Annotated in this window: 11 protein-coding genes; 6 read left to right on the forward strand and 5 right to left on the reverse strand. The window is 33.4% G+C overall.

The features are described from left to right. Positions 1-66 precede the first annotated feature (66 nt). Together ACFFGL_RS01780 and ACFFGL_RS01785 are read left to right on the forward strand one after the other, a co-directional pair. The gene (locus ACFFGL_RS01780) at positions 67-1017 is read left to right on the forward strand and encodes an aldo/keto reductase (protein WP_309727313.1); all 951 of its coding nucleotides are present in this window, start codon (positions 67-69) and stop codon (positions 1015-1017) included. A 124-nt stretch (positions 1018-1141) separates the two neighbouring features. Next, positions 1142-2479, forward strand: coding sequence for a peptide-N-glycosidase F-related protein (locus ACFFGL_RS01785; RefSeq protein WP_309727314.1), 1338 nt, complete (start codon positions 1142-1144; stop codon positions 2477-2479). Positions 2480-2509: 30 nt separating this feature from the next. Here the strand turns inward: ACFFGL_RS01785 and guaB are convergent, their stop codons facing one another. After that, positions 2510-3982 carry an IMP dehydrogenase gene (gene guaB, locus ACFFGL_RS01790; RefSeq protein ID WP_309727315.1) on the reverse strand — a complete coding sequence of 491 codons (1473 nt, stop codon included), beginning with the start codon at positions 3980-3982 and terminating at the stop codon, positions 2510-2512. A gap of 215 nt (positions 3983-4197) precedes the next feature. Between guaB and ACFFGL_RS01795 the strand changes: the two genes are divergently transcribed. Then, positions 4198-5382 carry a T9SS type A sorting domain-containing protein gene (locus tag ACFFGL_RS01795; protein WP_309727316.1) on the forward strand — a complete coding sequence of 395 codons (1185 nt, stop codon included), beginning with the start codon at positions 4198-4200 and terminating at the stop codon, positions 5380-5382. A 44-nt stretch (positions 5383-5426) separates the two neighbouring features. Here ACFFGL_RS01795 and ACFFGL_RS01800 read toward each other — a convergent pair whose 3' ends face one another. Genes ACFFGL_RS01800 through ACFFGL_RS01810 form a run of 3 tightly spaced genes read right to left on the reverse strand, consistent with a single transcriptional unit; the run spans position 5427 to position 7344 of the window. Further along, positions 5427-5912 carry a hypothetical protein gene (locus ACFFGL_RS01800; protein ID WP_309727317.1) on the reverse strand — a complete coding sequence of 162 codons (486 nt, stop codon included), beginning with the start codon at positions 5910-5912 and terminating at the stop codon, positions 5427-5429. Position 5913: 1 nt separating this feature from the next. Beyond that, a complete protein-coding gene (locus tag ACFFGL_RS01805) occupies positions 5914-6441 on the reverse strand; it encodes an FMN-binding protein (protein WP_309727318.1) in 528 nt (175 codons plus the stop codon). 3 nt (positions 6442-6444) lie between these two features. After that, the gene (locus ACFFGL_RS01810; RefSeq protein ID WP_309727319.1) at positions 6445-7344 is read right to left on the reverse strand and encodes a DUF6607 family protein; all 900 of its coding nucleotides are present in this window, start codon (positions 7342-7344) and stop codon (positions 6445-6447) included. A 113-nt stretch (positions 7345-7457) separates the two neighbouring features. On the opposite strand from ACFFGL_RS01810, the gene ACFFGL_RS01815 reads away from it, so the two are divergent. From ACFFGL_RS01815 to ACFFGL_RS01825, 3 genes are read left to right on the forward strand one after another with little or no spacing between them, the layout of a single operon-like run. Beyond that, positions 7458-9608, forward strand: coding sequence for a TonB-dependent receptor plug domain-containing protein (locus tag ACFFGL_RS01815; protein WP_309727320.1), 2151 nt, complete (start codon positions 7458-7460; stop codon positions 9606-9608). Positions 9609-9613: 5 nt separating this feature from the next. Further along, the gene (locus ACFFGL_RS01820; protein ID WP_309727321.1) at positions 9614-11023 is read left to right on the forward strand and encodes an HmuY family protein; all 1410 of its coding nucleotides are present in this window, start codon (positions 9614-9616) and stop codon (positions 11021-11023) included. Positions 11024-11050: 27 nt separating this feature from the next. Then, positions 11051-12283 (forward strand): T9SS type A sorting domain-containing protein, encoded by a 1233-nt coding sequence (locus ACFFGL_RS01825; protein WP_309727322.1) that lies wholly within the window; start codon positions 11051-11053, stop codon positions 12281-12283. A 54-nt stretch (positions 12284-12337) separates the two neighbouring features. Here ACFFGL_RS01825 and ACFFGL_RS01830 read toward each other — a convergent pair whose 3' ends face one another. Beyond that, positions 12338-13204 (reverse strand): hydroxymethylglutaryl-CoA lyase, encoded by an 867-nt coding sequence (locus tag ACFFGL_RS01830; RefSeq protein ID WP_309727323.1) that lies wholly within the window; start codon positions 13202-13204, stop codon positions 12338-12340. Between the last annotated feature and the right edge of the window lie 22 nt (positions 13205-13226).

Consider the following 13226-nt stretch of genomic DNA (forward strand, 5'->3'; position numbering starts at 1 on the left):
TAAAGTGATTGTAAACTTTTCTATCTCCCACTTCCCTATTTATATTAGTAAAAAAACTAGAACGCTATGAAAAATTTAGAATTTAAAAATGGAGATAAAATGCCTGTAATTGGTTTAGGAACTTGGAAATCTAAACCAAAAGAAGTAGAAAAAGCTGTTGAACACGCCCTGAAAAATGGCTATAGACATATTGATTGTGCAGCAGTTTACGGAAATGAAACTGAAGTGGGAAATGCACTCCAAAACGTTTTTAAAGAAGGAAAAGTAAAACGAGAAGAGGTTTGGGTAACCTCTAAACTTTGGAACAACGCTCATAAAAAAGAAGATGTTATTCCCGCTTTAAAAAACACATTAAACGATTTAAAATTAGATTATTTAGATCTTTATTTAATGCACTGGCCGGTTGCATTTAGACCTGGATTAGAAGGTTTTCCAGAAAAAGATGAAGATTTTTTATCATTAGAAGAAGTTCCTTTAATCGAAACTTGGAATGCAATGTTAGAAGCAAAAAAACAAGGCTTGGTTAAACATGTTGGGGTTTCAAATTTCAGCATCAATAAACTGAAAAGTTTAAGTAAAGAAACTTCACAAATTCCAGAAATGAATCAAGTTGAACTGCACCCGTATTTACATCAAGATGAATTATTGAAATATTGCAAGGAAAATAATATTCACCTAACGGCTTATTCTCCTTTAGGAAGTGGCGATAGAAGTGATGATATGAAAGCGGAAAACGAACCATCATTACTTGAGAATGATACTATTAAAGAAATTGCTGAAAAACATAATGCCTCTGCTGGACAAATTTTAATCACTTGGGCAGTTCAACGTGGAACGGCTGTTATTCCCAAATCTACCAACGAAAAACGTATTGTTGAAAATTTAGAAAGCGCTGAAGTTTCTTTGGATAAAGAAGATTTAGAAAAAATTAAAAAGCTTGACAAACATTTTAGATATGTAACTGGAGAATTTTTTGTGACCGAAGGAAATTCTTACAGCAATATTTACGATGAATAAATAATAAGTATTAAGAATTTTGAGAAGATCAGTAATTATTCGTTACTGATCTTTTTTTTGTTAAGTTAATATTCAAAAATACCCTATATTAGTTGGATTAATAATACGCTAATATTCAACCCTTATGCACAAAAAAATACTTTTAACTGTAGTTTTTACATTCGTTTGCTTTATAGCAAAAGCGCAAACTACCTTCACAGTTTTTGATGAAATCTTATTTTATGATGGTTACGCCGCAACTGTCAACGAACCAGTTCCTAACGGAGTAATAAGACACAAAAATTCTTTATACGCAAAAAAACTTACGCAATCTCAACTAAATAGCTTAGGAAATACGCTTCATTTAGATATCACATTAAAAGCAGCTTGCGATAATTACGATCGTCTTGGTCATGTTTATTTGTCGTTTGTACCAACAGGAACACAAACTTACGATCCATCTCAAGTAATGCGAATTGAAGTGGCTAGAATTATTACTCCATTTATGAATAAAAATGTTTCTCCCACCGAAGTTCCTTATGAATTCAACTTAAATAATGTAGTAGAAATTTTAAAAGATTCTAATTTAACTTCACAATATGATATTTGGGTAGAATTTGAAGTATTTGGTGTTCCTTATGCAGCTCAAAATGAGGTAGCGGGATGTGCAGGGAGAATTGACACTTTCTACGGAACGCTAGAATTCACTTCTACACAAAACGCAAATATGCCTGATTATGCAGATGATAATTTTTTATTGGCTTTATCTTGTAGAGAAGATCTTAATAACTATAATGCAACCGATGTACAGGGAGAAACTACCCGAATTTTAGATTTCAATTTAACTGAAACAATAGAAAACGCCAATTTGTATTTGATTACTTCAAATCATGGTGCAAATACCGGAGGTGAGGAATATAACAGACGTAATCATTTTGTTTATTTAGATGATAATCAAATTCATATGTATAAACCTGGCGGTGAATCATGCGAGCCTTATAGAATTTATAATACTCAGCCTAACTGTATTTACCTAAGATGTGATTTACAGGGATACCCCAATAGAAATGACTGGAGTGATAGTAATTGGTGTCCTGGAGATAAAATACCAATTCGCGTGATTAATTTAGGAACGTTACAAGCTGGAGATCATACCATAAAATTAGATGTTCCCGATGCGGTTTTTGTAAATCAAGAGGGATATATTCCTGTTTCTGCCTATATTCAGAATAGAGATCAAGTGTTATCATTATCTAATGTAAATACCATTTCGTTAAATTTATTTCCTAATCCCACACAAGGAGACTTAACTATTGAAAGTAAAACTCCTATAACTTCTGTCATAATTTATAATCTTAATGGTAAAAAAATTTGGTCAGGAAGCGGAAACAATATCAATATTTCCTCTTTACCAACTGGTCTTTACCTAGCTGAAATTCAAACTTCAGAAGGAAAAATTATAAAGAAAGTCTCCAAAAAATAAATCTCTTTTTTTATAAAATAAACTCTCTTATTATCTCGAATAATTAGGCGCCTCTCTGGTAATCGTTACATCATGGGGATGACTTTCAAAAATACCTGAAGATGTAATTTGAACAAACTTCGCATTTCGCTTTAAACTATCGATGTCATTCGCTCCACAATACCCCATTCCAGCTCGTAAACCACCGATAAATTGAGTCATACTTTCTACCAATTCACCTTTATAAGGAACTCTTCCCACAATTCCTTCGGGCACTAATTTTTTAATATCATCTTCTACATCTTGGAAATAACGATCTTTAGAACCTTTTTCCATTGCCTCAACAGAACCCATCCCACGGTAAGATTTAAATTTACGTCCTTCATAAATTATCGTTTCCCCTGGAGATTCTTTTGTTCCTGCCAATAATGAACCAAGCATCACACAATCTGCACCAGCTGCCAAAGCTTTTGGAATGTCGCCGGTATAACGAATTCCCCCATCGGCAATTACTGGAACTCCTGTTTCTTTAATAGCTTCGGCTACTTCTAATACCGCTGAAAATTGAGGAAATCCAACTCCAGCGACTACTCTTGTAGTACAAATAGATCCTGGACCGATACCGACTTTTACAGCGTCTGCTCCAGCTTCAACTAAATATTTTGCTGCTTCTGCGGTGGCAATATTTCCTACCACTACTTCTAAATCTGGAAATTTATTTTTTACTTCTTTCAAGACGTGAACCACACCTCTGGTATGACCGTGAGCGGTATCGATAACTACAGCATCAACTCCCGCATTTACTAAAGCTTCAGCTCTCTGCACTGCGTCTGCTGTAACACCTAATGCTGCGGCAACTCGCAATCTTCCATACTGATCTTTATTTGCTGTTGGCTTTTGGGTAAGTTTGGTTATATCTCGAAAGGTTATTAAACCAACTAATTTGTTATTTTTATTAACGACCGGAAGTTTTTCAATTTTATTGGCTTGTAAAATATCTTCAGCTTCATCTAGAGAAGTTCCTTCTGCAACGGTTACTAAATTTTCTGAAGTCATTACTTCTGAAATAGCACGCTCATTATTTTTCTCGAACCGCAAATCTCTATTAGTAACGATTCCGAGTAATTTTCCTTCGTCATCTACAATCGGAATCCCGCCAATGCTATGCTCTCGCATAAATTCTTTAGCATCTCTCACTTTAGCTGAAATTGGTAAAGTGATAGGATCGATAATCATTCCGCTTTCTGCACGTTTCACTTTTCTAACTTTAAGCGCTTGTTGCTCTATAGTCATATTCTTATGCAATACTCCAATTCCTCCTTCACGCGCAATTGCAATTGCCATTCGAGATTCAGTTACCGTATCCATTGCTGCGGAAACAATAGGGACATTAATGGTAATATTTCTAGTGAATTTTGTTTGAATATTTACTTCTCGGGGAAGTACTTCAGAAAAAGCAGGAACTAAAAGAACATCGTCATACGTTAGTCCTTGACCTACAATTTTATTTTCGTGTGCAGTCATAGCAATTAAATATTTAATTGCATGCAAATTTAGGCTTTTTAAATTAGATAGAAAGCAAACAACAATTAATTTATTTTAATAAATTAATATTAAAATTTTAATAAAATTATTATATTTATAACTATAAAAAACCAAATAAGATGAAAAAAGAATACTTTAAAAGTGAATTTATTGAACTGATATTAATAATTTCACTATCGTTTCCAGGAATTTCTTTGGCTCAATGTACAGATCCAGTAATAACATCGACTTCTGGACCGGGTTCTATTTGTGTAGGAGAAATTGCAACTTTATCCGTTACCCATGATGGACAAGAAGTAAAATGGTATGATGCCGCAACAGGAGGAAACGAAATTGGTATGGGAAGCCCTTTTACAACACCAACTTTAACTTCAGATGCATCTTATTGGGCTGAAGCTATAAATTATGGTTCGGCTACTGTAAATTCTGCTCGATCTGCTCCAGCAGGAAATGGTCAATATTCAATAGATAATAGCGGTTGCGGATTGGTGATTAATGTCACTCAGAATTTTACACTTAATTCTTTCGAAGTTTATCACGATGGAGCAGCTGGATCTACTACCGTTGAACTAAGGGATGGTTCTGGAGCTGTTGTCGATTCGCATACTTTTAATGTTCCAGCTGGCTCAGGAACTACTCCACATGTGATTCCTGTAGATTTCGATCTTCAAGCTAATGAAACATATTGGATAATACAAACTATAGATTTTAAAATGGTTAGAGAGCTAGGTAATAGTCTTCCTAACAATTACTACCCATTATCAATTGATAATGTGGGTTCTATTACCTCAGCTATTCTCAATGGTAACCCAGGTAGTCAAAATTATTACTATTTCTATAATTGGGAAATCACCACAGAAACTGAATGTTACTCATCTAGAGTAGAAGAGGCTATTATTGTAACCGACCCAGCTATGCCGGTTGGTAATAATAGCCAAACTTTTGAAAGTGGAGAAACCTTAGCTGATTTAGATGTTACAGGACAAAACTTGCAGTGGTATTCAGATTCAGATGGTACAACTCCTTTGCCTGATACAACTGAATTAGTTGATGGAACTACTTATTATGTAAGCCAAACTACGGATGGTTGTGAAAGTGAGCTATTAGATATTATTGTCACAGAAACCTTAGGAGTTTCAGATTCTTCTCTACAAAATCTAAGTATTTTTCCGACTACTGTAGAAAATACAATTTACATCGAAAATAATTATCTTATTTCGACTGTAGAAGTGTATAATATTTTAGGTAAGAAATTTATTCAAAAAGAAATTAATGCTTCTAAAACTTCGGAAGACGTTTCGCAGTTAAGCAGCGGAATATATTTAGTTAAAATTTCAACAGATGGAGGTTCAAAAACTTTAAAAATTATTAAAAAATAATTTTAACTCAAGAAATAGTAAATGACCATCTAATAAACAGATGGTCATTTTTTTATTAATTGACTAAAAATAAGAAGTACAGACAAAGTAAAAGAAAGTGTCATTAAAATTCCTGAAAAGATTACAATATAGCGCATCCAATGAAAACCTTGCCACATAAAATAAATTCCGCCGAAGGTTAAAAGAACCGAAAATAAAGGTTCAATCATTAAAAATTTTTTAATACTTAAATTCGCTTTAGTTAAATAAACCAACCCTCCCACTAAAAAAAATATAACCGACATCGATAAAATATGCGTATGCACAATAGTGAGCATTTCTCGTTCAGATTTTTTGAACTTCATTACCTCGGCATTTTCATCATTTTCGTTTCCTAGATAATTTTCTTGAATTCCTTTAGCTGAATTTGATGTGGTTTCTCCCACAAATGTTAAACCGGTAAAATAACCGACACTTAACACAATTAGAAAAGTGCCGATTAATAATTTTAGTGCTTTTGGAAATGTATGTAATTTTCCTTCTAAATTCATTTTATAAAATTTCTTTCTGCTGTAATAATTCTATGGTTTTTAAAACTTTATTTACAGCTCGCGTCATTGAGGAAGCCGAAATTGTTGCTCCACTAATTGCCGCAATATTTTCTCCATACACAATTTCATCTTTTGGCGATATTCCTATAAATTGTTTCAGCCAGCGTTGGGTTCCTATTTGCAGACCATAATTTTCGCGATAAATTAAAACTTTAGATTTTTTAATAATGAAGTATTCATCAAACAAAACCACATATTCAAATTCCTTTTTCTTACTCGGCGCGGTGCCCAAATAAGCGAATCCAATTATATTTTCCTCTTGCTTAATCTTAAATAAATTTCCTTCATTCATTTCTACACTTGCTTGGGCTGCAATTTCTGCAGAAACTTTAACTTCAGCTAAATCGAATTTTTCAATGTTATAGGTTCCTCGAATTGCTTTATGGAACTTTTGTTGCAATTCGTTTTGTGGAATTGCAACAAAAGCGTAAGAAACAAGTAGAATGAGAATAATGGCTAATTTTTTCATTGCTTACTCTTCAATAAATTGTTGAATGGTTTCTTCTATTTTTTCTTCATCTGTATTTACATCCATCGGGAAAAGATGCATAAAAAGTGGCTGCTCGTCAACTTCTTTTTTTAAGGCTAAATCTTCATTCTTATTAAAAATATCATCCCATTGATTTCTTGCTTTTGCCCAAAATTCTTGGTTTTCTGTCCACCAATTTTTAGCCGCTAAACATTTTTCATCAGGTACTTTTTTATACACATTATAGCCTTTTTCTTGTACTAAAAGTACATCTTCCTCTCCATCTTCGCGGATAATTTTTTTATTGTCTTGCTCGTGTAACCAACCGTAATCTGTAATTTCTACATGATTTCCTCTATTCATTACATTGTAATCGCTTCGTTTAGAATATTCTCTTCGGGGTAAAGGCGAATCTGTTTCATTATCCCAATAATGTCTTCCGTCGGCGTGAATCCAGGTTGCAGAACCAGCGTAACGAGGACTGTCATCTACTTGATAAACACTTTGCGTCCACTGCCCTTTTACTTCCCTTTTAGGAGCTTTTACAAATTTCCAATGATTGTTTTTATCATACTCATAACGCGTTCTATCTTCATAAGTCCAATCTTGTCTCCAGTGCTTAATAATAGTAGTATCGTTAATAACTAATAAATGCTGAATAGAAAGTTTATCATCTTCTTCTTCAATCATTTCTGCCCATTCTAAAGCTGTTGCAGTATAATCGTAAGCTTTTTCATAATCTATTTCCGGAGCAAAAGTTTCAGTGTATTTAAAAGTTACTTCAAAGCAACCGCACATTTCTTTAATTGCCTTTTTATCTTCTTTAACCGAAGATTTTTGAGCATTTCCTAACAAGCCGAAAGCAACGGCAAATACTCCTGTAAATAAGTGTTTTAATTTCATTTTGGTAAGATTTGGTTAAAATTTCTTGGCACAAAAATATTAAATTTATTTAGATTGGTTAAAAATAAAATATATATTTGCTGAAAATTTTTAATTAAGACCAATTCTAAATAATGATTAAACGTTACTTTTTTCTAACGACACTTTTAGTTTTTATTCAGACAAAAGCGCAAGAAATAGATTCGTTACGTCAAGATTCGCTGCATTATAATTCGCTTAAAGAAGTAGTTTTAACCGGTCAATATAATCGGCAATCGGTAGATAAGTCTGTGTTTGAAGTTGAAGTTCTTTCTCAAAAAGATATTAAAATGCTGGCTGCCAATAATCTTGCTGATGTTCTTAATCAAACCTTAAATATGAATATTGTTCCGCAAGCCGGAGAAGGAAGATCGGGAATTAAGCAATTTGGTTTTAATTCAGAATATGTAAAAATTTTAGTTGATAATGTACCGATTGTAGGCGATGAAGGTTTTGGAAACGCAATAGACATTAGCCAAATAAATCTAGATGATATCGAACAAATTGAAATTATTGAAGGTTCGATGGGCGTTCAATATGGTGCCGATGCGGTTACCGGCGTTGTGAATATTATCACTAAAAAAAGTGGAAAACACGATTGGCAAATCACACCTTTTATTCAAGAAGAAACTATTGGAAATGAATACAGTTTTTTTGATGAAGGTCGCCATATTCAATCTATAAAAATCGGTCATAATTTTTCTGATGAACTCTACGGAAATATTCTCTACACGCGAAATGATTTCCAAGGATTTTTAAATAATAAAAAAGGAATCAGTTATTACAATCGTGCTAGAGAAAATGATAGTTTAAGAGGTTACGAATGGTTACCAAAAGAACAAAATAATATAAAAGCGCTTTTAAATTTTACCGATAACAAAAATTTTAAAGCTTTCTATAAGTTTGAATATTTTACGGAAGAAACCAATAAATACGCTAACAACGCTAATTCTAATTACAATCCTTCTACGGAAACCATAAACCCAACCGCAAATGATGAGATTTTTACTTCAGAACGTTTTTATCATCATTTAAATACTTCAGGTAAAATTAATGAAAAAGTTAATTTTAATATTTCTGCAGCTTATCAAGAACAAATAAAAAATTATAAGCGTTATAGTTATCGACTTAAAACCGAAGAAAAAAATACGCTTGAGCAGTATGATTATAATACAAGAAAAGGCTTTTTCTCACGTGGAACATTTAATAATTTTTTCGATTCAGACAAGGCAAATATAGAATTAGGTTATGAAACTACCATCGATGCTGGTTCTGCAAGTGGACTAGCTTCTCAAAATATAGAACAACGTACAAAAAGTAATCAACTTAATTCTTATAGTTTTTTTGCTTCTTCAGAACTCGAGCCCTTTAAAAATTTATCTATTCGCCCAGGTGCAAGAGTAATTTTTTCTTCAAAATTCAACCCAATAATGGCACTTTCTTTAAGTGGAAAATACCGCTTTAAAAACAACTATCAACTCCGTGCAATTGTAGGAAGTGCGCCAAAAATCCCCAATTATGAACAACTATATTTTTATTTAGTGGACTCAAATCATAATGTGCAAGGAAATGAAAACTTAAATGCTGAATATGGAAAATCAATTTTTCTTCACCTTAAAAAGAATTTCTGGAGCAAAAATTATGAACTAAAATTCACCCCAAAACTATCGCTCTGGTTTTTAGATGTAAAAGACAAAATTGATCTAATTGTTATTCAAAATGCTCCCTTGGCCTATCAATACAATAATATTGATTTATACAGAACCTGGGGTACTTCACTTCGGAATTCAATAAACTATAATCAATTTACCGCGACCTTAGGCGTAGGATTTTCGGGACAATCAAAAATTCTAAAAAGTGCTGGAGTTTATAACGATGATTACCTCTACGCATTTCAAATTAATAGCAACCTTTCATACAATATTCCTAAGTGGAACACCACATTTTCAACGTATTTTAAATACAACGGACCGCAGCAACAATTTTTTAATGAGCTTAATGACGAAAGAGAAACAGTTGTTAAACGTGGAAAAATAGAAGGTTATGGTTGGCTAAACGCCTCGGTTAGAAAAACATTTTTCGATACTAATTTTGAAGTCACTTTAGGCGCACGAAATATGCTCGATATCACACAAGTAAATACTTCAGTTATCGGTGGCGGCACACACGAAACCTCAACAGGAAGTCAACTATTCGGCTACGGAAGATCTTATTTCATAAAACTATTATACAACCTTAATTTCTAAATATTATGAAAAGACAACTAAAAAATTTAAGTGTTTTCATCTTTTTACTCATACTAAGTTCTTGTTCAAAAGATGACGCGACAACTCAAGAAGATTTTATTGTCGCTTTTGAAAATCCTTCAGAAAATTTTTCTGCTGAAAAAAATGAAATAGTTATTTCATTAGTATTTGCTTCACCGGCGCCAAAAAATGGCGAAATTAAGATTACGTATAATTTAAATAATGTTGAAGAAAATCAGTTTTCTACAAATCCTTCCATAAAAGAAGGAACTATTATTGTTCCCTTTTCAGAAAATGCAACAGAAACTTCATTTAACTTAACAAAAACAGATACAAATTTTTCAACTGAAAATCCATTTATTGAATTTTCAATTTCAGAAATAAATTTGGAAAATGCTTTTACGCAAGGAAACACTTCAACCAAAATTAATTTTTCTGATGTTGCTTCACTCGGCGGAAGTATTTCTCCCGAAGTTGGCGGTCCCAATGAAGAAAATCAAGTTTATATAGATTTAAGCGGAAAAAATACGACACAAGTATTTCGCGAAAAATGGGATTTAGCTTTTTATTCCGGAGAAGAATTTCGGGTAAAATTAAATGCTTCACTTTTTATGATGGCAGCACCTTTAGGAAATGTAAGTATTGACGAAGTTAATGAAACAAATGTTGAAAGTCTGCAAGAAGAGATGGCATTTTTAGTACCGGGATCTAACGAATATGTAGATGCTCCCGATGGAAATATTTTAGCCACCGCTATTGATGAAATTTCAATTAATGAAAACGAAAATAAAATTTATCTTTTAAAACTTGGCAATAAAGCAGGAACCGCAACACCTGAAATTGGAAGCGTTGCAGTAGGCGGAGAAGCACGCGGCTGGAAAAAAATTCAAATTATTCGAGAAAATGATGAATATATTTTACGCTATGCCGATTTAAACGCTACTTCTTACCAGGAAATAAATATTCCAAAAACACCATCTACCAACTTTACTTTTTTCAGTTTTAATACAGAAAACATAGTAGAAGTAGAACCGCAAAAACAAGATTGGGATTTAAATTTTACGGTTTTTACAGAAGTTCTAGATCTTCCTGAAGGTGGTTTAGGCGCATACGGATTTTCAGATTATGTAGTGACTAATACGCTGGCAAATGTTCAAGCATATCAACTTAAAAAACCTGAGGACGATATTAATTTTGAAGATTTTTCTTTCTCAAACGTTCAGGAAGAAAAATTTGAATTAGATCAACGGGTAATTGGCGCAAATTGGCGCGATGTTTTTACCGGACTTCACACTGATCGTTTTTACATCATTAAAGATACCGAAGGAAATATCTACAAATTAAAATTTACCGCTTTTGTCAATGAAAACGGCGTGCGTGGTTATCCTTCTTTTGAATATGAACTTTTAAATTAATTCTAAACAACCATAAATATTTTAATCATGAAAAGAATAACAATTTTATTTATTCTCTGCGGAATTCTTATAGCAAACGCACAAGAAACCACCGTAAATTTAAGCCTTCAAGCCAACTATTCAGATGAAGTTTATTACAAAATTTCAACCGATCATACCGAAACTTATTCGGCTGAAAACTGGGATTTGGCATTTTTAAGAATCGACAACAGTAATAAAGCAATTCGTGTAAATGAAGGCAAAGGTATTGAAGTCTATGAAGCTTCCAATACTCCTTCAGATTGGGCAAACATAAACGTTGCCAATATTGCTAATTTTACGCAATTGCATAATAGCGATACCGATTGGGGAATCGGTGCCTTAGATAATGGTTCTGCTACGTGGGGCTGGGGAGAATACAATATGAGTGATCATACAGTTACCGGTTCTATTATTTTTGTATTGAAATATACCGACGGTTCATTTAAAAAATTATTCATAGAAGAATATTTTGGAGCTTACACATTTAAATACGCTACTTGGAATGAAACAAATTCCACTTGGGAAAATGAAACAACTGCAACGGTAGCCAATACTTCTAATCCAAACCGAATTTTCAATTATTACAATTTATCGACCGGTAGTGAAGTAATTGCATCTCCTACAGCGGAAGATTGGGATCTTGTGTTTAAAAAATACACCACCGATGTTGGTGGAGGAATGATGTACACCGTAACTGGAACGCTTCATAATCCAGACGTAAGCGTTGCTGAAAATATTGAAGCTAATGGAAATGGAGACACCAGTAATTTATCGTATTCAACCGATATTAATACCATCGGTTACGATTGGAAAAGTTTTAACGGAAGCGCTTATGAACTTGATCCTGAATTATTCTACTATGTAAAATATGCCGACGGATCAATCTATCGATTGCATTTTACAGATTTTGAAGGCGGTTCTACAGGAAATTTAAGTTTTACTACGGAAGACGTAACCGACGCATTATCAACCACTGTTTTTGATGCTGAAAATTCTTTTAGTATTTACCCAAATCCATCAACCGACAAAAGAATTACACTTTTATACGAAAATAATTCAGCTGAAAATGCAAAAGTAGCAATTTATGATATGACCGGTAAAAAAGTATTTCAGCAAAATATTGAAACCGATGGTTTTTATAATCAGTCACTAGATTTATCAAGTTTAAGTTCTGGAGCGTATATTTTAAAATATGCAGCCGGAAATTACACAACCACCAAAAAATTAATTTTGAACTAAGTTTAAGTAAGTTTTGAGGAGAAAACGGTTAGCGATTAATTTGCTAGCCGTTTTTTAATGATATTGATTAAAAATCTTTGAAGCCTCATTATAAGAAGATTCAAAACTTCCCATTTTTATCGGAAGATTTGCCTTTGCTGAAGTAAAATAGGAAACCATTTTTTCGGTAGGCATATTTCCCGTTAATTCATCTTTCGCCATTGGGCAACCGCCAAAACCTTGTATTGCTCCATCATAACGTGTACAACCTGCTTTAAAAGCTGCATCAATTTTTTCATGCCAACTCGAAGGTGTGGTGTGCAAATGTGCGCCAAATTCAATTTCGGGATAAGCCGGAATTAAGTTTGAAAATAAATACGTAATTGTTTCAGGATCTGAAGTTCCTACGGTATCTGAAAGTGATAAAATTTTCACTCCCATTGCCGAAAGTTTTTCGGTCCACTCGCCTACTATTTCCACATTCCACGGATCGCCATACGGATTTCCAAAACCCATTGATAAATAAGCGACCACCTTTTTATTATGCTTTTCAGCTAGAGCTAAAATATCATTTAAAATATCGACTGATTCCGCAATTGTTTTATGGGTGTTTCGCATCTGAAAGTTTTCAGAAATAGAAAACGGATATCCTAAATAATTAATTTCGGGATGTTGCACCGCATCTTGCGCACCCCGTAAATTCGCTACGATTGCCAATAATTTGCTAGACGTGTTGCTTAAATCTAATTGTGCTAAAACTTCTTTTGTGTCTGCCATTTGTGGAATGGCTTTGGGAGAAACAAAACTTCCGAAATCGATGGTATCGAAACCACAACGCAGTAAAGATTGAATATATTGAACTTTTTTTTCGGTTGGAATAAAATCTTTGATTCCTTGCATCGCATCACGCGGGCATTCGATAAGTTTTATGGTTTCGCTCATAGACTTCAAAGATAAAAAAGAA

The organism is Mesonia maritima, assembly GCF_042433895.1.
Taxonomy (GTDB): Bacteria; Bacteroidota; Bacteroidia; order Flavobacteriales; family Flavobacteriaceae; genus Mesonia; species Mesonia maritima.